Below are 25,757 nucleotides of genomic sequence, written 5' to 3'. Positions count from 1 at the left end.
GCCACAATCATGGATACTATGTACCATCACCAGTTCATGTTGGGTAATGAACCCAACTTCGGACCTATTGATGCAATAACTCTAAATTTTATATTAAACTCAGTAAAATTGTTCTATTAAGCTACAGCCGCCACGATTTTCTTGGCCGCATCGGTCAAACTGGTAGCAGCGATAACATTAAGATCACTCTTATTTAAAATATCGGCACCCAATTGAGCATTATTACCCTCAAGCCGAACAACTACAGGTATTTTTACATCCACTTCTTTCACTGCAGCAAGAATCCCGTCTGCAATCAGATCACAACGAACGATACCGCCAAAGATATTAACCAATATACCCTTGACCTGTTCATCAGATAATATGATTTTCAACGCTTCACTGACTCGTTCCTTGGTAGCGCCACCGCCAACATCAAGGAAATTTGCAGGCTCGCCGCCATGCAGTTTAATAACATCCATGGTTGCCATAGCTAATCCCGCACCGTTAACCATGCACCCAATCGTTCCGTCCAGAGGAATATAATTTAATTCCCAGTCACTGGCGCGATTTTCTCGCTCATCTTCCTGAGTTGTATCCCGCATGCTTTTCAATTTAGGCTGTCGATATAGAGCGTTGCCATCAATATTAATTTTGCCATCCAAACAGATTAACTGACCTGTTTTAGTCACAACTAATGGATTGATTTCAAGCAGACTTAAATCACACTCTACAAACATTTTACCTAATCCCATCATCAAATGGGTAAATTGCTTGATTTGATCGTCTTCCAAACCCAATTGAAACGCAGTATCGCGACATTGGAACGGCATAACGCCGACTAAAGGATCTACAATTACCTTAAATATTTTTTCAGGTGTTTCTTCGGCTACTTTTTCAATCTCAACACCACCCTCAGTAGAAGCCATAATCACCACGCGACGAGTTGCTCTATCAACTACTGCACCAAGATACAACTCTCGTGCGATATCACAGGTTTCTTCGACTAATACTGAATTTACTGGCTGGCCTTTAGCATCCGTTTGATAAGTCACCAAATGAGTTCCTAATAATGACTTGGCTACTGCTGCCAACTCTTCTTTGGTGGAAACCAGTTTAACTCCACCCGCTTTACCTCGTCCGCCAGCATGAACCTGGGCTTTAACTACCCATCTGGGTGTAGATAATTGTGATGCTACCTGTAACGCATCTTCAACATTATAAGCCACTTCACCACGAGGAGTCGGTAAATTATAACTTGCGAATAATTGCTTGGCTTGATATTCATGTAAATTCATTGTAATTACCTTTCTAAAAAAGCAAAACCCGTCTACACGGGTCATGCAGTTAAATGCGCTTGTTAAACATTAAGTAAAAGACGGGCCGGGTCTTCCAGCAACTCTTTAACACTTACTAAAAACTGTACTGAGTCTTTACCATCAATCAAACGATGATCATAGGATAAAGCAACATACATCATCGGACGAATGACAATTTGTCCTTTTTCTACAACAGGCCGGTCCTCTATTTTATGCATTCCTAAAATACCAGTCTGTGGAGGATTGATGATTGGTGTTGCGAGTAATGAACCGAATACTCCACCATTTGTTATAGTAAATGTACCTCCCTGCATCTCTTCCATTGACAATTTACCTAATCTGGCCTTGGTTGCAGCATCATTAATGGCCAGTTCTATTTCAGCCATACTCATTTGATCTGCATCTCGAATCACTGGCACTACTAATCCTCTCTCAGTAGAAACAGCAATTCCAATATCATAATACCCGTGGTACACAACATCCTGACCGTCTATAGAAGCATTTACAGCAGGAAATCTCTTCAAAGACTCAACTACAGCTTTAGTAAAAAATGACATGAAACCCAATTTTACTCCATGCTTCTTCTCAAAATTGTCTTTATATTGAGCCCGCATATCCATAACGGCTTTCAAGTTTACTTCATTAAATGTGGTTAACATGGCAGCATTATGTTGTGCCTGTAGTAAACGCTCAGCAATTTTGGCTCGTAGTCGAGTCATAGGAACACGTCGTTCTTCTCGCGCCCCCATGGGAACCGCAGAAACTGACTGCTCTTTTTTAGGTTCAACAGATTGTGCAGATTTTTCTCTATTGGATTCTATATAAGAAAGAACATCTTCTTTGGTAATCCGTCCATCTTTGCCTGTACCTTGAATTTGTCCGGGTTGCAAATCATTTTCAGCCATCATGCGACGAACGACTGGACTGGTCGATTTGTCTTCGTTTGCAATAACAGGTTCTTTTGTTGCAGTGCTTGCTTCTTTGGCTGGAGCAGCAGCTGCTGTCGCAGCTGCACCTGAACTAATTTTAGCCAGCAGCTCACCTGAGCCAACAGTGTCACCCACTTGAAACACAATTTCAGTAAGGACACCATCTGCAGGAGCAGGAACTTCAAGAACTACCTTATCTGTTTCCAGATCCACCAAATTTTCATCACGAACTACTTTATCACCCACTTTCTTATGCCACGCAGCTACCGTTGCATCAGCTACAGACTCGGGTAGAACAGGTACTTTGACTTCAATAGACATGGTTATACCTTCTCATTTTATAGTGTTTAAACTCATTTATTACCTAATAAAGCGTGCTCAACCAAAGTAATTTGTTGTTGAGCATGCAGTGCAGGACTGCCCACTGCCGGAGCGGCGGCAAACTCTCTACCTGCATAAACCAATTTTTGTTCTGGACGTAGGCAATCCCGTATATTGTGCTGAGATGAAAACCAAACGCCTTGATTTTGAGGCTCTTCCTGACACCAAATCACTTCTTTGGCTTGTGGATATTTATCCAATTCGGTCATTAATGCCTTTTTGGGAAATGGATAAAGTTGTTCAATACGCACTATGGCTACATGACTCAGTTTTTTGTCACGTCGCATTTGCAATAAATCATAATAAACCTTACCACAACATAACACCACTTTTGTTACTTTAGGTGCTATCAAATCATCAATTTCAGGAATGACCGTATAAAACTTGCCTTTTGTTAAATCTTCTAAAGGAGAAACAGCCAATTTATGGCGTAATAAACTCTTTGGAGTCATCACAATCAAGGGCTTTCTAAAATTACGAATCACTTGCCTGCGTAACAAATGAAAGATTTGTGCAGGAGTTGTTGGAGTACATACTTGAATATTATGCTGGGCACACAGTTGCATATATCGTTCTAAACGTGCGGATGAATGTTCAGGCCCCTGCCCTTCATAACCATGTGGTAGCAACATCACAAGACCACACAAACGCCCCCATTTTTGTTCACCTGAACTAATAAACTGATCGATAACAACTTGAGCTCCATTAGCAAAATCGCCAAATTGAGCCTCCCAAATAACCAATTGTGTTGGTTCAGATGAAGCAAAGCCGTATTCAAAGGCTAAAACTGCTTCTTCAGATAATACTGAATCAATAACAGTGAAAGTACGTTTAGGATCTGTAGAAATCTGCTCTAAGGGAACATAAGTTTCACCTGTTGCAACATCATGTAACACCGCATGTCGATGAGCAAAAGTTCCACGACCGCAATCTTGACCGGATAATCTCACTCCATATCCTTCCTGCAATAAACTGGCATAAGCCATGGTTTCAGCATAACCCCAATTCATGGGAATTTCACCAGTAGACATCTTCTCACGCTCAGCGAGTAAACGCTGAACCACTTGATGCAACTCAAAGCCCTCAGGCAAAACATTAAGTTTCTTAGTCAGTTTCTGTAACTCGGTTTTGCTAATCGTTGTATTGGCTTTATCCGTCCACTTGGCATTCATGTAAGGAGTCCAATCTATAGAATATTTTCCTTCATAATCCTCATGAACCACATCAACAACAGCTTTTCCGTGATCCAAACCATCTCGATATGCATCAACAAATTTATCTACATCATTTTTGGTAAGTATGCCCGCATTGATTAACTGATCGGCATAAATCTCACGCAATGGACGCATCGATTTAATTTTTTTATACATTATGGGTTGAGTAACGGCAGGTTCATCTGCTTCGTTATGTCCATTACGTCGGTAACAGACCAAATCGATGACTACATCCCGTTTAAACTTCATTCTGAAATCAAAAGCGATTTGAGTTGCAAAGACAACGGCTTCAGGATCATCTCCATTAACATGGAGTACGGGAGCCTGAACCATTTTTGCAACATCGGTACAATATAAAGTAGAGCGCGCATCCAATGGGTTGCTTGTGGTAAATCCAATCTGGTTATTGATTACTATGTGAATCGTTCCACCTGTTGAATAACCTCTGGCCTGAGAAAAATTAAAGGTTTCCATCACAACGCCCTGACCTGCAAAAGCAGCATCACCATGAAGTACCACTGGAACGACCGTATCTTTTTTCAACAAATCATTACGTCGCTCCAAACGTGAGCGAACAGAACCCTCAACAACAGGTCCAATAATTTCCAGATGAGATGGATTAAAAGCCAAAGCCAAATGCAGAACAGCTCCGGACTCAGTCTTGATATCTGACGAAAAACCTAGATGGTATTTCACATCTCCAGTTCGTTCGTATTTCACTTTTCCTTCAAATTCCTGAAATAATTGTCCTGGTTCTTTGCCTAAAACATTAACCAATACGTTTAAACGGCCTCTATGAGCCATGCCAATCACAACTTCCTTGACTCCATCTCTGCCTGCGTTATTAATGATCTCTTTCATCATGGGTATTAAAGAATCACCACCTTCCAGAGAAAAACGCTTTTGTCCTACATATCGGGTACCCAGATATCGCTCTAAACCGTCAGCAGCAATCAAATCCTTTAAAATACTGACCTTTTTCTCAGGATTATAATCGGGACGTCCGCGAACAGACTCCATACGATGTTGCAGCCATTCAATTTCTTCGCTATCCGAAATATGCATGTACTCAATTCCAATGCTTCGGCAGTATGTGTCACGGAGCGCTTTATATATTTCAGATAGTGGCATTTCAGGACCATTAAAACTGGTACCTGCAAAAAAGGTTCGGCTCTTATCTACTTCCGCGAGATGATGATAGGCTAATTCCAATCGAGAAACATGAGTTCGTTCTACCATACCAAGAGGATCAAGCTCTGCTGCCAGATGCCCCAAAGATCTGAAATCATTGATCAAGCTGGCGACCTGATATTGTTGGCTATCCGCTGACTGAATGACATGACTTACTTTCTTATCAGCGTTCTGCAAAAAATATTCGCGAATATCTCTATGAGATACGTCGCTATCAGCACCATTGGTTTTAGGCAATGCACTGAAGATCGCTCTCCAATCGGCAGATACCGAGTTAGGATCAGCAAGATAATCCTCATAAAGGCTATCTACATAAGCCATACTTCCACCAGACAAATAGGAAGAAGCCCATTCATTTTGCAGATTGGAACTGCTCATTGTTCTCTCCAAAGGGTTTACCCAGTCTTTTTAACATGCCTATTTAATACCGATTGAACGATTAACAACTTATTCAAATACTCATATTTTATATGTTGCTAAACGCTCAATCTGCATTCAAAGCGAATAGTTAAACAGTTCTGAGGTGATTCTTATATCAAGTTTCCTGTGTCAACATTTGCGTGCGAATTTTTGCAATCGCTTGCGATGGATTGAGTCCCTTCGGGCACACATTCGTGCAATTCATAATCGTTCTACAACGAAATACACTGAATGGATCCTGTAATTTATCCAAACGATGTTGCGTTGCTGTATCACGACTGTCAGCTAAAAAGCGTCTTGCCTGTAAAAGCCCGGCAGGGCCAACAAATTTTTCCGGATTCCACCAGAAGGACGGGCAAGAGCTGGTACAACAAGCGCATAATATGCACTCATACAGTCCATCAAGTTGTGCTCTCTCTTCAGGAGATTGTAACCGTTCCTGAGCGGGAGCCACTTCATCATTTTGCAGATAGGGCTCTATACGTTCATATTGTTGATAAAATTGACTCATATCAACAGCTAAATCACGTATAACCGGAAATCCGGGTAAAGGACGAATGACTACTTTATCCGTATTTAACTGAGATAAATGAGTAATACATGCCAGTCCATTGGTTCCATTAATGTTCATGCCATCAGAACCGCATACCCCTTCTCTACAGGAACGTCTATATGTGATTGAGGGATCCTGTTCTGCTTTCAAGCGCTCAAGCAGGGTCAGTATCATTGGATCGCTTTTAACCGGGATCGCTATCTCATAATCTTTCATATAAGGTTTGTCATCCACCTCGGGATTATAACGATATATCGACAGGGTCACATTTCTACTATCAGTCATTATATATCCTCTTTAATAAACGCGTTCTTTCGGCTCAAAGGGCTCGACGTATTTGGGTGATGTATTCACTGGACGATAATCAAGTACCTCACCTTCCTCAAAATACAGCGTATGTTTAATCCAGTTGACGTCATCACGAGCAGGATAATCTTCCCTGCTGTGAGCTCCTCTGCTTTCAGTTCGGGCAATGGCAGATTGCGCGGTAGCATAAGCAGTTGCCATTAAGTTATCCAGCTCCAGCGCAGTAACCCGTTCTGTATTAAATACATGACTTTTATCATCCAGTTTAGCATGAGCCAGTCGTTCACGTAGTGCCTGTAATCTTTTCAATCCTGAAGCCATTACTTCGCCAGTACGGAATACGCCAAAATCTTCCTGCATGACCCGTTGCATTTCATCACGAATCGTTGCAGGACTTTCACCATCTGTTGAATGTTCCCAACGATCGTATCGAGTCATTGATGCCGCGATATCATCTTCGCTGATATAAGGCATATCAGGCAATTGATTGGATTGCCATAGCTCTTCAACATGTAACCCAGCTGCCCGTCCAAACACCACCAGATCCAGTAATGAATTACCACCAAGACGATTTGCGCCATGAACGGATACGCAGGCGCATTCGCCTACTGCATATAAACCCTCTACCAAATGTTCTTTACCTTTGGTTTTGGTTATCACTTGGCCGTGCATGTTGGTAGGTATTCCACCCATACTGTAATGGCATGTAGGAACAACTGGTATCGGTTCCAGAATAGGATCCACTCCGGCAAACTTCATGGACAATTCACGAATACCGGGTAATCGCGACATAATCAAATCTGCCCCAAGGTGATCCAGCTTCAACTTAACATGATCTATGCCTTTAGGATCAAAGCCCTTACCTGCTCGAATTTCCAGAGCCATGGATCGAGCAACTACATCACGCGAAGCCAGGTCTTTTACTCGAGGAGCATAACGCTCCATAAAGCGTTCCCCATCTTTGTTAATCAGGTAACCACCTTCACCTCTACACCCCTCAGTAACCAAAGTACCTGCTCCAGCTATACCTGTAGGATGAAATTGCCACATTTCCATATCCTGCAATGGAATTCCTGCTCTTAGAGCCATACCGAATCCATCGCCGGTATTAATATATGCATTTGTTGTCGATTGATAGATTCGCCCTGCTCCACCGGTCGCAAGGATACAAACTCTGGTCTGGAAAAACACCACTTCGCCGGACTCAATGTTCATTGCGGTAACGCCGGCAATACGTCCATGAGCATCTTTTACGAAATCAAGCGCGTACCATTCACTAAATACATGTGTTTTTGCTTTTAAATTTTGCTGATACAAGGTATGCAACAATGCATGACCGGTTCTGTCTGCAGCTGCGGCTGTCCGCGCAGCCTGTTCACCACCAAAATTTTTTGACTGGCCACCGAATTGGCGTTGATAGATTTTACCACTGTCCATACGTGAAAAAGGTAATCCCATATGCTCCAGTTCATAAACGGCTTCAGGACCCGTTTTGCACAGATACTCAATACAATCCTGATCGCCAATATAATCAGCTCCTTTGACGGTATCGTACATATGCCAACGCCAATCATCCTCATGAGAATTTCCCAAGGCTACGGTAATTCCCCCTTGAGCTGAAACAGTGTGAGAGCGAGTTGGAAAAACCTTGGATAACAGCGCTACTTTTAATCCTGAATTTGCCAACTGCAGCGCGGCACGCATTCCGGCACCACCAGCACCAATAATGACCGCATCAAATTTATTACGTGGAATCGTCATGCTTATTGTCCCCAAACAATCATTAAGCCCCAGATGAACTGACTAAGGAGCCATAGAACAACCACCATCTGCACTGCCAAACGTATAGCGGTACACTTCATATAGTCTGTTGTAACCGTCCAAATACCGATCCAGGCATGCAATGACAATGCCAGCAATCCAATTGCAGTTGCTGTTTGAAACAGCATATTATGGAACAATAGATGCCATTGTTCAAAATTTAAATCAGGATGCATGATCAAAAAACTAAATAAAAAAATGGCATACGCTGCAAAATAGACTGCAGTAACTCGTTGAATCAACCAATCTTTTAACCCATTACCTGTTAAGCTAGTGACATTAGTTACCATATCCAGATTCCTAGAATAATTGTCAAAATAACTGAAAGAACTATAACTAAAATGGATGTACGTCGACCTGTTGCCAAATGCTCACCAAACCCCATATCCATTATAATATGTCTGATACCAGCCAATATATGATAGGCCAGTGACGCGCTAAAAGCCCACAACACTAATTTATAAAAAGGGCTTGTAATCATGTCTTTCATCTGGGTAAAGCTCTCTTCGGATTGAAGCGAAAGCCCGAGAATATATAACATGATGGGTAACAATATAAATAACAGTACCCCAGAAATCCTATGCAGTATGGACGCAATTGCCATAGGAGGAAATTTTAAAGTACCTAAATCAAGATTAACCGGTCTCTTCTTGTTCACTATTGGTTTCTTCCTCATTAGAAAATGTTGTAAATATAGCACCTTCCCAAATACAACTCGAATCAGCCTATTCTCATCTTCATCCATATCGATGATTTTTATCCTGATAATTGCATTACTATCAAACTGATGCTATTGCCAAACCGTAAATCAGGTGACGATAGTACAATCTAGAATGGCTAAATTTCAATACACGCAGACGAAGTATAGCACTCTGTTTTTATCACGCAAAGTTAAGTCGATAAGGAAAATTCAGAACCAACTGGCCAATTGACAAAACCAGTACTATCATTAAACAAAACAATCACTTGGAAGTCTTAATGCTCACCAAAAGACCAATATTTAATCAGCAACTAAAATGCGTTGCCTATGAAATATTATCTTATCAAAATCTGCAATCAAGTGAAGAATTAGCCAATAACCTTTTAGACTTGATTACCAACTCGGATACACAGCTTCCACTATTCATTCCCTTTGCCCTTAAAGTATACCTGGAGCAATTGGATCCACCGATAAAAAATCCAATAATTTTAAAACTGCCTGCAGAAGATATAGAATCGATTTATTCAGTATCTGAATTACAGGAGTCTGTATTTTCGATCGCGTTACTCATTAATACACCTCAACAACTGGCATGGCTCAATTTTGCCGAGTATATTGCCCTGACAGATCAATTTATGAATCAGTCTGATGTAACCAAGGTTGTTCAATACAGTAAATCAAAGCTGCGAAAAGTGATAGCCTATGGCATTGCACAACAAGCCAGTTTCGATAAATGTAAAGCGATGACTGTCGATTATTATTGTGGCGATTTTCTTTTTCAACCTTTAGAGACGACAAATAACGACATCGCGGCAAATAAATTGAATCTAATACAGCTGATACAAACGGTTCAAAAGGATGACTGTGATTTTAATCATATTTCAGCTGTAATTCAGTCTGATCCTTTATTAAGTTACCAAATTCTTAAAGTCGCAAACTCTATAGGACTCTCAGGAGGACAAACTATAGAATCTATTGACCAGGCAATAGCTCGATTTGGTTTAATCAATCTTAAAAATTGGGTTATGCTGTTTTCTATGAAAAACATTTCAGATAAGCCTGTAGAAATATTAGAATCAGCGCTTATCAGAGCCTATATGACGAGAGAGCTGGCTGAAGCCAGCTCAAAGATAAGCGGTCAGAGCGCTTATACAGCGGGTTTATTATCCATATTGGACTGCTTGTTAAATAAACCCATGGAAGAACTGATGCATCAAATCACCCTGGCAGAGGACATAAAAAACGCATTGATTAGGCAAAAAGGAACATTGGGTCATTTACTTTCTCTAGTCATCGCTTATGAACAAGGACAATGGGAACAGGTTCCCATGCAAAATTATAATGGGGTAGATATCAGTAAATTATATATAGACAGCCTGGCATTAATACACGACTGTTCAAAAGCCATGCATGGTTAAATTTCAACAATAAGGTACATCATGTTTTTGATCCGATACTTGGCAGCAATTTGTTATGACGCAATAATCATTTTGGTTTTGTTGTTTTCACTGACCGTTCTGCTGCTGATTTTTAATCAAGGCCATGCCATACCACCCTCTACCCTCTGGTATCAACTCTCGTTGATAGGTACAGCATTTTTATATTATCACGGTTCAATACGATTTGGAGGGCAAACTCTGGGGATGAAGGCTTGGCGATTTAAACTGACTTCAGTTGATCAGAAGAGCTTATCCAATAAGCAAATTCTATTACGAATACTGTATTTCATACCCGCTTTATTCCTGGCGCCTTTACATATAAAAAGCAGTTATAACCTGTTAAATCAATGGACCCGAACTGATCTCATCACGATTTAAAATCAAGAATTAACGTGATATTCCAGCCGAAGTTGGATTGTGTAATTGCTTGTAGGTATCACGCGGTGCTTCCGCTGGATATCCATAACCTTTATCTGCAATTCGTTTCACAGTTTGTAAATATCGCTCGCCCCACTGACCCGGATCAAAATTAGTGACGACCACGTTATAGCTCAAATTAATAATGGACTCAAAAGCCTTTCTCTGGGCAATTTCATGGCCGCCGAAGGCTACCTGAACTTCATCTTCCAGACTCACACCACCAGACTTCAAGCGTTCAACAAGAATAAAAATCATTTTTTCTATGGTATAAAATAATTTGCACATGGACATCCCTGCCTTGAACATGTCTTCACTTTTAGAAGTAGATAATTTGTGACCGGAATCCTGAATATCATAAACAAACTCCAGATCATTCGATCCTGGAATATTTTCTGGCTTTATAATGATTGCTGGGGTAATACTCTCAATATGGGGGGAAGTAATATACAGATGAAAATCAGCCCAATGCCACCAAATTTGATAAACACGTTCCACCAAGGTGATTGGATTATTCAAATCATTTGCTACTTCCAATTTGCGAACATCAAAACTGACTTCCGCAAAACCGGGGTTCTCTTTATTCTCAGAGTCAGCCATTTATTTACCCAAGTATTAAATGAGATAAGTTTATATTAGCCCAAAATTGAATGATGAGCACGAATGATGTCATGAATAAAGGTAAAAAACCCGTAAAATTATGTTCTTACCCCCAAAATTAACTCAAATGATGACCTTATGATCCTAATTTCATATAACTGGAGAAAACACATCACGTTAGAGATTGATAATATTCAGGAGGAGTACGACATTTAAAGCACGCGCTTTGACAGGAACCCTTTTCCTGGCATTTTCTGATAGCACCTTTACTGAGCCATAGGTCCAGCATTGGCTGCAGCGCAGGAAGATCCAGGTGAAATTCTCTGGTCAATTGCTGAGTACTGACTACACCCTCACGACAAATATAATCACGAATTTGTAACAACACCATGCTTCTCCATATTTTTTCCACTGTATTTAAATACCACAACGACCATAAACAAACAGGATATCATCGCAATTATCCATAGAACACTTTGTTGAGGATGCTCTAAAAATTGTGCTACCTGATAAAAAACAACTGCTGTCGCATAAGCAACAACAAAAGACCATATGACTGAAGTCCACATCAATTGCCGGTTTGCTTCTTGCCGTATCACTGCCATGGTGGATACACAAGGGATATAAAGAAGAACAAACAGTAAATAAGCATAAGCTCCTGCCTGTCCATCAAAACGTTGAGACATCATGCCATAAACTGATTTGGAAACCTCACTATCGGCCGCACTTGCCAAAACAGGATTCCATAAAGCAGAACCCAGCTGAGACAGATTTTCCGGAATTGACCAGAACGCAGCTTTAATACCAGCCCAAAAATCAAAATGTGCTGCAGCCACTTCCCCTAAATGCCCTACTTGAGCATACAAAGTATTTAAGGTACCCACTACAACTTCTTTCGCTAACATGCCGGTCAATAAACCGACTGTTGCTGGCCAGTTATCCTGATGAATACCCATAGGGGCAAATAATGGCGTTATCCATTGCCCCATTAAAGAAAGTAATGATTCAGTACTGGCCTCTCCGGTATTAATTCCGCCGCCCAGGGTTATCGCATTCAAGCCACCAAGGATAACGCAGATTGGAATAATCAATTTTCCAGCACGAAACACAAAGAATTTTAGACGCATTAACGTTTCTCTGAACAAACGCCTCAACGCAGGTTTATGATAGGCAGGTAATTCCAGAATCAGCGGTGAGGCATGACCTTTCAACGTCGTTTTACGCAGAATAAAACCTGTTAACACAGCCATTAAAATACCAATCAGATATAAAGAAAATACAATGTTCTGTCCACCAGACGGAAAAAATGCGGCAACAAAGACTGCATAAATAGCCAGCCGGGCACTGCAGGACATAAAGGGACTCATCATGACGGTTAATAAACGATCGCGCTCAGAATCCAGAGTCCTTGCTGCCATAATGGCCGGAACATTACAACCAAAGCCAACAATCATGGGCACAAACGACTTGCCGGGAAGCCCCATGGCTCGCATCGCTTTATCAACGACAAATGCAGCTCTTGCCATATAACCCGAAGTTTCTAATAAGGATAAAAAGAAAAACATGGAAGCGATTACAGGAATAAACGTTAACGTCGTATTAATTCCCTTACCCACTCCATTGGCAATTAAAGCAATGATCCAGTTAGGTGCATGAATTTGCTGCAATAACCAGGCACTGCCCTGAACAAAAACGGTATCAGTTCCTATATCAAAAAAATCCTGGAACGCGCCGCCAATATTGATGGAAAACAAAAACATTAAATACATCATGGCGAAAAATATCGGCAAAGCAAAAAACCGATGCAGAACGATTTTGTCCAGTTTCGCCGTAAAATGCTCGCTGGCATCACTTTTCTTTTGTTGGACAGCCGAGACAATCTGATGAATGGTCTGATAACGAGCATCTGCCAACAATACATCAATACCAAGATTGTTGTGTTGTGATTGATCCCATTCAATTTGAATGGATTCCTGTCCCATTATTGAATCACCTTCGGCAAGTCGGCGTGAATAATAATACGCAAGAGAGTGGCTGTATCCTTCACTGATTAATCTCGTTTCCAGAGTATTTAATGCTTGCTGGACTGGTTGTGATAAGGATAATGATAATGGCTTCAGTTCCGCAGGAATGGATAAAAGCGCGTTCTGTAATTCAGGTATGCCAATATTTTTATGCGCCTGAACTGGAATTACCGGACAACCTAATTGTTTTTCCAGCGCCTTAATATCAATAGTGATCCCACGCTGCTGAGCAATATCCATCATATTAAGAGCTACAATTACCGGTTTGCCCAACTCCAGGATTTGAGTAGTTAAATATAAATGTCGTTCCAAATGACTCGCATCAATCACGTTGATGATGCAATCTGAATCCAGATTCACTATGGATTGAGCAGCTATCTGCTCATCCTGACTCATGCCCTGAGCGTTTGCGACCAGGGAATACACCCCCGGTAAATCGGTTATTTCAATTAAATGATGTCCTACAGCACACTCGCCGGTTTTCTTTTCAACGGTCACACCAGGCCAATTTCCAACCCGTTGACTGTCTCCGGTTAGTGCATTAAATAAAGTGGTTTTACCACAATTTGGATTTCCTACTAACAAAACTTGAGTCATAGACGCTCCAACACTAATTGACTCGCTTCCTCTTTGCGAAGAGTCAAGGATGTTCCTCTTACTTCAACTTGAACAGGACACCCCAGGGGAGCGATTCTCACCACTGAAAATTCAACACCACGGGTAATTCCCAAAGATAATAGTCTTCTTCTGTATTGCAGATCAGTTGCACCAAAGTCAACCAATCGCACTCTATCCCCACGCGCTAATTCAGAAATGTTCATAATGTATTACTAAAAAATAGTTCAATAAAAAGATTTTACCACAAATGATATCGAGAATCATTCTCAATTAAGCAAAAAAATATACATTAATGCTTGGAGAGAAGAACAGTATATAAAACGTTTATACCATATTTTGCACTATACGACGAGGATGTCTGCCCTGATAATCAACCGATTGCATTTCCATCAATCGACTTAAAGTACGCTTAAAAGTGTCCTTCATTTCGCCTTGTACATAAAGTTCTTCTACAGGAACTTCAGCAGAAATAATAATATTTATACCCCTATCATACATGACGTCAATAAAATGTATGAACATTATGGTTTGTAACGTATGATTCACGGTTAAACAAGGAATACCGCTCACAAAGATATTGTTAAAGCGATCTGCCAGCTCCAAATAATCCAGTTGACTTCGCGGTAAATTACAAATGACATCAAAAGAAAACCAAATTGTTTGCGGACTGTATTTAATATAAGGAATTTCCCTGCTCTGTATGAGTACTGACCCGTTGCTCTCGAAATCCTTAGCCAATAACAAAAACTGTTGTTCCATCTCCCGTTCAGTTTGGTCGTTTAACGGATACAAATAAGCATCTAACAAAGGCTGATGTCCCATACGATAATCTTTTTTTTCAGGGAGTTTTAATACTTCGCAGTCATTTTTAATGATTTCTATCGCAGGTAAAAATCGCTCGCGATGTACTCCATCCAGATATAAATCATCGGGACGGGTATTAGAAGAAATCACCAGGATAACACCATGAGTTTTCAATGCTTGAAACAACTCTGCAAGAATCATTGCGTAAGCAACATCATGGACCAGAAACTCGTCAAAACATAATAAACGTGTCGATTTGGCAATCTCTTTGGCAATTTGACGTAAAGGATCTTTTCGCCCCTGCAATTGCCTTAATTTATAATCAATTTGTTGCATGAAATGGTGAAAATGAAAACGAGCCTTTTTCTCTTCCTCAATATACTGATAAAACAAATCAACCAAATAAGTTTTTCCAACCCCAACCGGACCGTAGATATATAATCCCTTAATTGATTTTTTATGCAACCAATGAAACCAGGATTGTGAATACTGAATTAATTCATCTGCAAGCCTTTGCATATGAACCAAAATCTCTCTCTGATTAAGATCATCCTCTATTTCACCCCGTTGTATGGCGGCATCGTATTGCTTCATTAAATTCATGATCATTAAACCCTGTCCCGGAGGTAGTCGAGCAACTTCGTTTTAAGATCCATTAATTTGCCGTGAAAAAAATGTCCCGTTTCAGGAAACTCAATCACAGGAAGGATGGGATGAGAATCTTTGGCAAAATCAAGTACCAAAGTACTGGGAACGACCTCATCAACATCGCCCTGCACAATGAGCCAGGGCTCAGGCTGAGGATCAAATTCTCGATAATCATAATGATGAACCGGAGGGGCAATCGTGATTAATATACTGGGTCTCGATTGGGCTGCGGCTCGATAACAAACATACGATCCAAAAGAAAAACCCGCAAAAATCAACTTTATCTGAGGTTGCTCTTTGTGCCATATTTGGACCAGTTCAAGCATGTCTTTACTCTCACCCAGGCCATCATTATAAGCGCCAGCAGACTGACCAACTCCCCTGAAATTAAAACGTAGCGAAGGGATACCTAATTCTTTAAAAACCCGAGACATAGTGGTCACTACTTTATTATTCATAGTTCCCCCCTGCAATGAATGAGGATGTCCTAAAAATGCAACATAATGAGAATTAATTGTCTCCGGAACTGTTAATACCGCTTCAATTTGTCCTGCCAATCCTTCAAGGAGTAAAGAATGCTCACCAGGGGTATTTAATTTATCAATGAATTGCATAAAAAACCTGTTATTATAAAATCCCTAAATGATACCTCAGATTCAAAATAGATTTAACTGTTGATTACTGTGAGTCAAGGATATAGAACTAGCGTGAAATTAAGGATCACTAACAATGAATGAACTGCAAGACACTCAAAAAGAAGACTCAGCCCTGCCAGTAATAAGAGAACCAGTTGAACAAGCTCATTCAAAACGATTCATTCTTTTAGTATTGGTACCTTCTTTAATTGTACTCATTGCCCTTGTTTTATATTTCATGAGTGGACGTTATGTCGAAACAGAAAATGCCTACGTCAAAGCAGATAAGATTCCAATCAGCGCACAAGTATCTGGAGTGGTTAAAGAGACATTAACTCGTGAGAACCAACATGTAGTAAAAGATCAATTGCTCTATCGTCTGGATCCTGCATCTTATAAAGTTGCATTAGCCAGGGCGGAATCCCGGTTAGCCCAGGTTCGAATAGATATTCTCGCTCTGAAAGCAGGCTACCATGCAAAACAGGCAGAGATCGCTTTAGCACGAACCAAATATAATTTTTCTTTACGCAATCAAAGACGTCAATCAGATCTTGCTGCAAAGAATTTTACTTCCGCGTCAAGCCTTGATGAAGCGAAAGAAGGCGCTGAAATCGCGGCACAACAAGTCATAACCGTGGAACATGATCTGGAACGACTGGCCGAATCTCTTGCGGGCAGTGTTAATGAACCGGTTGAAAAACATCCAACATTCCTGATGGCAAAAGCAGAACTGGATCAAGCAAAGCTGGATCTCTTGCGTACCGAAATTCGTGCTCCGATGTCGGGTACCATCAACTCCCCGCCAAAACCGGGTCAATTTATTTCCGCTGGAGCGATTACTATGACGCTGGTCACCAATGACCGCCCATGGATCGAAGCAAACTTCACGGAAAAGGAGCTCACGAACATTCATCCAGGACAATCGGTTACAGCAACTGTAGACATCTATCCCAAGATAAAATGGAAGGGAATCGTTGAAAGCATAAGTCCTGCCACTGGATCCGAATTTTCAATTATTCCAGCTCAGAATGCTACGGGAAACTGGGTTAAGGTGGCGCAAAGAGTTGCTGTCCGTATTAAATTGGTTGCAGCACCAGAAAACCCTCAACTCCGTTCTGGTTTGAGTTCATGGGTAAAAATAGATACCCAGGATAACTCGCTTTCAACGAAAAAATCAGCCTGAGCAAATAATTATGTCCAATATTTTAAAGACATATCAATCACATACTCCGTCACGAAGAGTGTTTATTACCTTGTTCGTAATGCTTGCTACTATTATGCAAGCATTGGATACAACTATAGCGAATGTTGCTTTACCTCACATGCAAGGGGGGATGGGCGCTACTCAAGAACAAATTTCCTGGGTGCTCACTTCCTATATAGTAGCGGCTGCTATTTTTATGCCTCTGACCGGATTTTTAAGCAATAAATTTGGTCGAAAACGAATTTTTATCTTTGCAGTAGTAGGATTTACCATTGCGTCCATGCTGTGCGGAGCAGCTCAGAGCCTGACTCAAATTGTGTTATTTCGGTTGCTCCAGGGCGCTTTTGGCGCCAGCCTGGTTCCCATGTCACAGTCGGTATTATTAGATACATACCCTCCGGAACAACACGGTGCCGCCATGGCCATTTGGGGCATGGGCGTCATGGTGGGCCCCATACTCGGCCCGTCCCTGGGTGGATGGTTAACTGAATATTATAACTGGCGATGGGTGTTTTATATTAATCTGCCTATAGGTTTACTGGCATGGCTGGGGTTAACTACCTTTCTTCAAGAAAACAAATTAATTCGTGGTACTCATTTTGATTTGATGGGCTTTACTTTTTTAGCTATTGCAATTGGTTCATTACAATTATTTCTGGACAGAGGGCAGTCGCTGGATTGGTTAAACAGTAATGAAATCGTAATTGAAGGTATTTTAGCTGTGTTGTGCCTCTATTTATTCATAACGCACATTTTAACGTCTAAAAATCCTTTTCTTGATCCCGGGATGTTCAAAGATCGTAATTTCAGTGTTGGGCTCATCTTCATTTTTATCATTGGCATTATTCTGCTTGCGACTATGGCATTACTTCCGCCCTTTTTACAAAGCTTGATGGGTTATCCCATCATCGACATAGGCATGGTCATGGCGCCAAGAGGAATGGGAACAATGGTCGCTATGATGATTGTAGGAAAATTGTCTGGCAAAGTGGACTCCCGATATCAAATCTTTTTTGGCCTGATGCTAACCAGCTACTCATTATGGCTAATGACTTTATTCACTACAGACATATCCGCCAGCACTATTGTTTACACCGGCATAATACAAGGATTTGGACTAGGATTTATTTTTGTTCCCTTATCAACGCTGGCCTTTGCGACGTTACCGGAACAATACCGCAATGACGGCACGCCATTATTTAGTTTACTGCGAAATATAGGCAGCAGTATTGGAATTTCAATCGTCATGACCAAATTAGCGCAAAATATTCAAGCCAATCATGCGGCATTTGCCAATTTCATTACCCCCTTCAACCAAAGCTTAAAACATGCCGGCGAATTAGGAGTAATGAATATAAAAACCATTCAGGGATTAGCGTCACTGAACGCTGAAGTTACACGACAGGCAGCTACTTTAGCTTATTTACAGGATTTTCGCTTTATGATGTGGCTAGTACTCTGCGCGCTGCCTTTACTTTTTTTATTGAAGCCCGTTATTGCTAAAACGAAAGATGATCTCTCAGGCAAAATGCCTGAATTTGAAATGTGACGCACGTTTAAAATCCCCTCAGCCGTTTTATTAGATGCTCATTCCGCTCATATCCTCTATCAGAACGTTTCGATGAGTTAAAAAAACTGCTGCTTGAACTGGACACACCATTTGAATTCACGCTTGATGCTTGTTTTCTACCCAGGAACGTCCGAGCATGTTTCATGTCTGTTACAACCTGTTCAATGCAATTATTCCCTCGTTCACGCTTTTTAACATGTTGATAACCAGAACCTTGTCCGAGATGTAACAAATCTCTGAAGGTTGGCCCAGGAGAAAGCTGTTCTTTTTCTGCTCTCTGTCTGTTTTTCATAAATGCCTCGATCATATCGCGAGCAATGGTCTCTTGCACTCCCTCTTTCATTAAAATATCCAGCATTTCATCTTTTGAATAAAGCGGCAGTTGTTCCGTAATGATTCGCCGGGATAAAGCATTACTCGGAGCACGTCGCCCTGAAAGAGTTACAGGATTTTGCGTTCCAATAATCAGAAAACCCGGAGTATCGGGGTTATTTCCCTGCGGTGTTTTACCCATGAGAAGACTGTTAAGCAATTTCTCCATCATAGGAGAACTATTGATCTCATCAATTACAACAACCGCCCCTTCGTGAAACGCCTTAAGCAAGAGCGCCTCTTTGTCAGTATAAGACATGCTGACCGGGATTAGGTACATGGGTTTATCACCGGGTGCAGGTACTGAATTGATGGACATCAGTTTAAACCCACGCGCGAGTAACGTTTGCTTTATTTGTTCGGACTTCCCTATACCAGGCTCACCCTCAAAGGTTAAACCACCCAAACCACCATACCGTTGTACGTCATTTACCGCAAAGGTTTGACGCCATTCTCTTAAGTCTAAAACATCTTCCAGAAGTTGCTGACTGACCAAACGAGATTGAGTGATAAGGAACTCTGGAGGTTCATCACCTACCGTTATCGGAAGTGGATTTTTAGGATTAAACTCTTTGATAAACAGTTCTTTTTTTGATTTTGGAACCAAATTAATCGCTATTTTAAATGCATAATGAGCAGCAACATCCAGGCGATCAACCGAGGGATTTTTTTGACAATAACTGTTTGTCAAAAGAGCCATCATTTCTAATTCCCTGGGAGTGATTAACACGTCTGTGGTTGAGCAGTTCACCATAAATCGATACACATCAAGAAAAACAGAAGACAGTTGAGGCACCACATTGTCATTCAGGTATTGCTGTTCAAAAGCTGGTTTTAATATCTTTTCATATAAAACAGCAGTGGGTAATGGTTCAAACTCCACCGCATTTCCATGGCGCTCAAAAAGTGTTGCCAATCGTCGCTCATCACCATAACTCACTGGATTTCCAGCAAAAATGACTTTATGCTCTGCACTTAAGGGATAGTACTGACCATCATAAAAAATACTGGGAGGATTATTAAATAAGCCTTCAAATAGAGACCAATTACCACAACTTAAGGTCGCTTCATCCAGAAAAAGATATTTTCGACCTGGGCTGGTATCCAGTGCCCAAGCTTTTATTGCGTCTATACTCTGATGCAGTTGTTCTCCTTCTTGTACCAACTCTTTGGTAACCAATTTAGTTTTTCCTACTCCAGACAATCCTGAAAGAAAAACATATGGTGCTGCATTCAGCATTCTTCGTACTAAAGAGAGTCGCGCTGATGTAAATTCGTCTGCTTCTTGCTTTGCTGTTAGAGGATTGAGCGCAGCCAGAGGCTTTATCTCTGCAGTATGACACGACATGCCTGACCAAGGCGCATCATGTTTAGAACATTCAGGAAATGCCTGCAAATAAGTTGTTTTGGCTTTTAATTTACTGAGTGACTCAGAAGCGATAAACGGCTCCAGTTCATGAGGAAACTCACCAAGACAGGTTCTTTTATCTTGCTCACTGACTTCATGCACTTTTTTTGAAACATAGTGAAAACTGTCTGAATCTTCAGTTATCAATAGTAATGTTCCGGATTCTACTCCATGGTCCATCCGCTGTAATAATAAAGAAGCCAAGTGATCTTCCAGCTCTTTGGAACAATGTCCTTTCAGGATAATATTCTTACCTGCGGCCAAAGCGGCAAGTAGCCAGGATGATCTTTGATGAAATTCAAACTGAAGCAATTCTTCATTCAATTGACCGTCAACACGTCTCAATAAATCTGAAACATCTAATTCTGATACATCAATAACGTGCCAATCCGGTTGAGATGCAGTCAGCATAGATATCGTCACATCAATATCTGTCGTTTTTATTACTTCAGTTCTGGAAATATCAGCCAGATGCCAATTCCTCTGTTCCAACTGACTTGTTATGAAATCGAATCCAAATTGATCGGGAAAAGAACTTCCTGGGGCAGGATTGACTCTTAATGTAACCTGATAGTTCTGACATTCAGTTAAAATCCTGGCCCAGTCATCTAATGAAATGGAACGAGTTAATGTAACATCCAGAGTACTGTTTTGTGCCTTTTCTATCAAACCCATCTCTTTTCTTAGACTGTGATCGCCCTCTTCATAGCGATAATTATGAAAATAATCCGCTATTCGATGAGGATTCAGAACATGGGGAAGATCCCCCAGGTTTAAACAATCATCGGATAAATACTGAACCTGAAGCCATTCTTTTAAGTCATTCAGTGCATATCCTGTTTTTTTATTCAGTTGGATAGTACTTGGTACAGGAATAGTGCTACCAGGGAAAAATCGAGTTCCAGGGTAACAGGCCTCAGTCCAAAACAGATTAAACTCTTCATCATCCCAAGGACCATTTTGAATGGTAATGCGTGTATCTTGCAGGTTGGACAAGGCACCTTCCTGAAACTTCAACTCCGTTCCATCCAGTTCCCAACGGCCTAACAACCGCTCTTTCCAATCACTGGCATTAAATAAATTGATCACAACACCTTCGGCTGCTTCCTCTTCCGATTCTGTTGGTAAAGGAGGTACCGATTTTATTAATTTTTTAGCAGAGATTGGGCATTGTTCTTTCGTGTTAAACCGGGAATAAAAATCATCGCCCTGATAGCAATCCGGTTTATTGGTATTATTCAAACCGATAATCTGGACGTTTTCAGGTACTGGCGTTCCGTCTGCAAAACCTTTTTTATCAAGAAGCGCATTAAACCTGACGATATCTTCAGCACTAAATTGCTCATAATTGATAATTAGTACCGGTGGTTGATCGCCATGATCAGCGGTTAAAAAATCATGAAGAGGGCCACCAGGCCCTTTTCGTAAAATGCCATAATTATTGGGATCACGTTGAATAAATGATGCGGAACAGATCAAATCGTCAGGGGAATGGATGTAATATATTGGTCTATTAGTGAAATGGCATTGTCTTTGTAACGCGAGACGCAGTGCTTGCACTGACGTTGTAGAGTCAAGTTCAACCAAATGCTTTTGATAAGCCTCAGGATTTAACACATGCTGACAATATTCCGCCAAAGTATCAAATGGGTTTGAGGATTTATTCCAGGTTTTCAATACCTGCTCAAAATATTTTATATCTGAACTATTCCTCAGAATATCGATTAATGCTTTGTTCAGTTCTGTGGGTAGCGATGGAGCTGGACAACTCATTATATCAAAAATAGCGGTAGAGGTTTTGGGACCTGATTTGGTGAGTTCGACGATACACTTCTGTTTTTGTTCAGGAGCGAGAAATTGAATACTTTTTTGCAACATGCTGGAACAATCAGCAGGGAATAATCGATACAATTGTTCTAATAAATTATAGGTAAACTGGAGCGTGTGAGCGCTATTGAGACCACTAAACCATGCTGGAACGCCTTTCAAATCATTGAGTAACACGCCTTGAAGTGCCTGAGCACTGAATTGATAATTCACGGGTATGAGGTCTGCCACTGCTTTCGAATTCATATCATGGATTAAATGGAACAGTCCTCCACCTTGAATGAACTGATCAGGATTATGAATCTCGGGGACGATCGATTCTTCCTCCATTTCAATACTGACCAGTGTGCCCAGCTCGGTATGAATAAGGTGAATTAGTTCCGTTGTTGTAACAGTCTTAGCCCCATCTTTACAGTTGGGATTATAAACCTGCCACTGATCTTCTGCGATTAATCGGATACAGATCGCATGCCAGAAATTGGACACAATACATCCATCTTGCAGCTTGATTTTCCGAGGATTCAGGATCATAGTGCTCTCGGTACTGGTTTGAATGGATTCATCCATCAAATCAGAAGTAAGTATTGACGCTATCCAATCATCGACGTCATCATCATGAATCTGAAGCTGAGCAGCATAGGTACTGTTATGTATTGAATTAATGGAAAGAAAATGCGCCAGATTATCTCCGATATATTGAGCACTCCTCTTCTGGCTAAACTGGTACTGTTTGATAGCAGTCCAAAGCATCTTAAAATCATTCTTTAATTCATCATTAAGAGTGGTTAACTGGCCATCCCATGCCTTCATTCTGTGAATAAAATCATTCCACTCATCAATGCTGCTTTTTTTAAATAAGTGAGTTAAAGCGTTACAAATTCCATCCTGGATTTTGGGTATGTACTGGGTGTTGATTTGATTTAAATTGAAGTATTGAGACAGTTTTTCAATAATCATGTTTTGATCTATTGATGAACTGTTGCCTTTAAATTGAAATTTAAAATCTTCCGGTGTCGGTTCAAAGTCCCTGTAGTCCGCAAGATTATGTTCCTGATGCGGTGTATCATCACTACAGAGCAGATAATCCTCATCATCCTGATCTCCATCACAATCATCCCAGTGCCAGCATACATTAAGATGAGGTAATTTATCGGATAATTTGTTCCATTCACGGACAGAAATATTGTTACAATTAATCAGATTCAATGTTTCGAGATTTGGCGCAGTGTTTACCACATCCATTACGGCTTGTTTACCAACAAACGCAAAGTGATCACTCAAATCAACCACTTTAACCTTCTTACATGCAGCAACATCAAATTTCAGATCGTTGCTCCCATGATATGAATTATTGATAAATTGAAGTCGTTTAATATTAGGAAAACATTGAAGCAACCTCTTTAAGTCCTCGTCATCTTCAAACTCTGAACCAGAAATAATTAACTCTTCGACATGCTCCATTCGACATTCATTCTGCTCTGGAAGAGCGTTAAACTTAAAATTCCTAAGATGAAGACACTTAAGATGTGTTAATTTATTACTCAATAAATTAAATGTACCATCATCCCAGGTTAAAGACAGTAAACAAAGAGACTCAAGACGATTCAATACATCCGTGTTCATTTCATTAAAATCGATAAAACTCTCCATTTCCTCAAATATACCACCTCCCAGCGTCAGTCTTTTTAAATTAGGCGCTCTCGATAATAGTAAATTTAATGATTCGATGGTTAAAAAAGATTCAGTTAAGTTGATTTCTATCAGGTGTAAACATTGAGGAGCTTCTAATAATATCGACTCTTCAATCATGTCATCAGCGATCACCCTGCTGTTAGCTAAAGACAAAAATTGTATGGACTGCGCTTGTTCACTCAACAATTGATACAATTGGCTGAAATGAAGTTTTGAAAAATTTAATTTCAGAAACTTCAATTGAAGTTCTTGCGTATTTAGCTTTGATGATTCATCCAACCTACGGATTGAAAGCTCTTGAAGATTGGGAACGGATGCTAATAAATCAGCTAAATTTTCAATCCAGTAGTTGTCAAAATCTAAATAGATCAAGTTCATCAAACCGGATTCATCGAGTTTTATCGTATCTTGGGTTGCAGGCAATACAAGTTCTTGTAAAAAGGATCCGTTAGATAATAATTCCAGCCACTGTTCTTTAGAAGATTGTGCTGAAGGTTCACTCATTTTCCTTATTCTTTGTAGATGACTTATAGTAGGAAACGACTTCTTGAATCGCTCAAATCCTCTAATGGATTCATCAGACAATTCATCCTGAATGAGCAGTTGTAATGGTGGATTTAATTGATCAAGAGACTTCTCAAGTCCTATGATTTCCTCTCGATTAAGCCCCATATAATCACTTTGATTCATAGTTCGGGGAGCGTTATGCTCTTTACTGCCAATCAAGCGATCGATCCAATAATCATCAAGAATGAAGGTTTCATCTTTAGACATTCGATACTGAGTTGTTGCTTTGGTGATGAGAGCCCCTGATGAAACAGGCCGGATCGCTGCTCGGATATCCGGCCGTATCAAATTCGATATACCATCAATTAATAGGGGGTTAATCTGTCCATTTTGTTGGATATATAAAGAAAACCCCTGATTCACTAAGTCTATCAATGCATCCTGAACAACGTTCATTTTAGAATAGGACCAATTCTTTGCGGTCCAATCACTCAGTATGAGCTTTTTTGGTTTCTGTGCCAGACTGGCTGGTAAAATCCATGGCGCTTTAGACTGAATCAATTTATTGATGTCTAGGTTTTCTGTTGGAGCATAGGTATAAGCAGGTTTAGTCTGCGACAACAAGCAATAAAACTCACCAGGTATACTCATTTTTAATCTCACAATGTATCGTTAAAACATTCATCTCAATAAGCACTAGCCTTCCTAAATCAACAGATGAAACTTAATATTCTTAAACGATTTACTCTAAAAAATGAGAACTCTGTGCGTTCCTCACCTGTAACTGTTTATTTCCTTCTGACTATAAATTGTACAAGCAATAAATTAAGAAATAATTAATGAAGACTGTAAATAATTAATAGCTGTTATTCGTTTTTTATATGGCTATCCATTACATAATGACCTGAATGCCTAGGGTTGGTTGAATATTTAATAGCGACGCTCAGGTACTAGAATCACCTGCTCAACATCATTCAAATAATCCATCAACGTTGTCCCTTAAAAGATTTACTGGTTTGATATTCAATTTCGTATCAATTCACTATAATATTACCCAGATGCACTGACCCCTCGGGCAGTGACTTTATTAATTATTTTTGGAGGACTTGATCCATGAGACAGGTACCTGATGCACCATCTATAAATTCGATACACATCATATTCTTCATCCATCCAGGG

Annotated in this window: 18 protein-coding genes; 4 read left to right on the top strand and 14 right to left on the bottom strand. The window is 40.4% G+C overall.

Annotated features, from left to right (window positions below; all coding sequences use genetic code 11):
• Nucleotides 1-116: 116 nt before the first annotated feature.
• The 7 genes from sucC to sdhC all read right to left on the bottom strand — a co-directional run bounded on the left by sucC (nt 117) and on the right by sdhC (nt 8,771).
• A complete protein-coding gene (gene sucC, locus IZU94_RS12400; protein ID WP_203111022.1) occupies nt 117-1,277 on the bottom strand; it encodes an ADP-forming succinate--CoA ligase subunit beta in 1,161 nt (386 codons plus the stop codon).
• Nucleotides 1,278-1,339: 62 nt separating this feature from the next.
• The gene (gene odhB / locus IZU94_RS12395) at nt 1,340-2,548 is read right to left on the bottom strand and encodes a 2-oxoglutarate dehydrogenase complex dihydrolipoyllysine-residue succinyltransferase (protein WP_203111021.1); all 1,209 of its coding nucleotides are present in this window, start codon (nt 2,546-2,548) and stop codon (nt 1,340-1,342) included.
• Between the two features lie 32 nt (nt 2,549-2,580).
• A complete protein-coding gene (locus tag IZU94_RS12390; RefSeq protein ID WP_203111020.1) occupies nt 2,581-5,391 on the bottom strand; it encodes a 2-oxoglutarate dehydrogenase E1 component in 2,811 nt (936 codons plus the stop codon).
• 157 nt (nt 5,392-5,548) lie between these two features.
• A complete protein-coding gene (locus IZU94_RS12385; RefSeq protein ID WP_058472763.1) occupies nt 5,549-6,271 on the bottom strand; it encodes a succinate dehydrogenase iron-sulfur subunit in 723 nt (240 codons plus the stop codon).
• A gap of 12 nt (nt 6,272-6,283) precedes the next feature.
• Entirely contained in the window at nt 6,284-8,053 is a 1,770-nt protein-coding gene (gene sdhA / locus IZU94_RS12380; protein ID WP_203111019.1) for a succinate dehydrogenase flavoprotein subunit, read from the bottom strand.
• A 2-nt stretch (nt 8,054-8,055) separates the two neighbouring features.
• Complete coding sequence (gene sdhD, locus IZU94_RS12375; RefSeq protein WP_203111018.1) at nt 8,056-8,403, bottom strand: succinate dehydrogenase, hydrophobic membrane anchor protein; 348 nt, start codon at nt 8,401-8,403, stop codon at nt 8,056-8,058.
• Complete coding sequence (sdhC, locus tag IZU94_RS12370; protein WP_058473062.1) at nt 8,397-8,771, bottom strand: succinate dehydrogenase, cytochrome b556 subunit; 375 nt, start codon at nt 8,769-8,771, stop codon at nt 8,397-8,399. The genes sdhD and sdhC overlap by 7 nt, the downstream gene beginning before the upstream one ends.
• A gap of 320 nt (nt 8,772-9,091) precedes the next feature.
• On the opposite strand from sdhC, the gene IZU94_RS12365 reads away from it, so the two are divergent.
• A complete protein-coding gene (locus IZU94_RS12365; protein ID WP_203111017.1) occupies nt 9,092-10,231 on the top strand; it encodes an EAL and HDOD domain-containing protein in 1,140 nt (379 codons plus the stop codon).
• A 21-nt stretch (nt 10,232-10,252) separates the two neighbouring features.
• The gene (locus IZU94_RS12360; RefSeq protein WP_203111015.1) at nt 10,253-10,630 is read left to right on the top strand and encodes an RDD family protein; all 378 of its coding nucleotides are present in this window, start codon (nt 10,253-10,255) and stop codon (nt 10,628-10,630) included.
• Nucleotides 10,631-10,639: 9 nt separating this feature from the next.
• On the opposite strand, the gene IZU94_RS12355 is transcribed toward IZU94_RS12360, so the two are convergent.
• The 6 genes from IZU94_RS12355 to IZU94_RS12330 all read right to left on the bottom strand — a co-directional run bounded on the left by IZU94_RS12355 (nt 10,640) and on the right by IZU94_RS12330 (nt 15,977).
• Nucleotides 10,640-11,269 carry a virulence factor gene (locus IZU94_RS12355; RefSeq protein WP_203111013.1) on the bottom strand — a complete coding sequence of 210 codons (630 nt, stop codon included), beginning with the start codon at nt 11,267-11,269 and terminating at the stop codon, nt 10,640-10,642.
• Nucleotides 11,270-11,441: 172 nt separating this feature from the next.
• Nucleotides 11,442-11,657 (bottom strand): FeoC-like transcriptional regulator, encoded by a 216-nt coding sequence (locus tag IZU94_RS12350; RefSeq protein ID WP_203111043.1) that lies wholly within the window; start codon nt 11,655-11,657, stop codon nt 11,442-11,444.
• Nucleotides 11,638-13,890, bottom strand: coding sequence for a Fe(2+) transporter permease subunit FeoB (gene feoB / locus IZU94_RS12345; protein WP_203111011.1), 2,253 nt, complete (start codon nt 13,888-13,890; stop codon nt 11,638-11,640). The genes IZU94_RS12350 and feoB overlap by 20 nt, the downstream gene beginning before the upstream one ends.
• The gene (locus tag IZU94_RS12340; RefSeq protein ID WP_203111009.1) at nt 13,887-14,114 is read right to left on the bottom strand and encodes a FeoA family protein; all 228 of its coding nucleotides are present in this window, start codon (nt 14,112-14,114) and stop codon (nt 13,887-13,889) included. Before IZU94_RS12340 ends, feoB begins: the two co-directional genes overlap by 4 nt.
• A gap of 121 nt (nt 14,115-14,235) precedes the next feature.
• The gene (zapE, locus tag IZU94_RS12335) at nt 14,236-15,318 is read right to left on the bottom strand and encodes a cell division protein ZapE (protein ID WP_203111008.1); all 1,083 of its coding nucleotides are present in this window, start codon (nt 15,316-15,318) and stop codon (nt 14,236-14,238) included.
• 5 nt (nt 15,319-15,323) lie between these two features.
• Nucleotides 15,324-15,977, bottom strand: coding sequence for an alpha/beta hydrolase (locus IZU94_RS12330; RefSeq protein ID WP_203111007.1), 654 nt, complete (start codon nt 15,975-15,977; stop codon nt 15,324-15,326).
• Between the two features lie 115 nt (nt 15,978-16,092).
• Here IZU94_RS12330 and IZU94_RS12325 point away from each other — a divergent pair, with 115 nt between their 5' ends.
• Together IZU94_RS12325 and IZU94_RS12320 are read left to right on the top strand one after the other, a co-directional pair.
• Entirely contained in the window at nt 16,093-17,181 is a 1,089-nt protein-coding gene (locus IZU94_RS12325; protein ID WP_203111006.1) for an HlyD family secretion protein, read from the top strand.
• Between the two features lie 10 nt (nt 17,182-17,191).
• Nucleotides 17,192-18,751: a DHA2 family efflux MFS transporter permease subunit gene (locus tag IZU94_RS12320; protein WP_203111005.1), complete on the top strand. Its 1,560-nt coding sequence runs from the start codon at nt 17,192-17,194 to the stop codon at nt 18,749-18,751.
• A gap of 7 nt (nt 18,752-18,758) precedes the next feature.
• Here the strand turns inward: IZU94_RS12320 and IZU94_RS12315 are convergent, their stop codons facing one another.
• On the bottom strand, nt 18,759-25,229 hold the full coding sequence (locus tag IZU94_RS12315; RefSeq protein WP_203111004.1) for a hypothetical protein: 6,471 nt from the start codon (nt 25,227-25,229) through the stop codon (nt 18,759-18,761).
• Nucleotides 25,230-25,757: the final 528 nt, after the last annotated feature.

Source organism: Legionella bononiensis (assembly GCF_016786215.1).
GTDB classification, from domain to species: Bacteria; Pseudomonadota; Gammaproteobacteria; order Legionellales; family Legionellaceae; genus Legionella; species Legionella bononiensis.
This window is presented reverse-complemented; position numbering and strand designations above follow the sequence as displayed.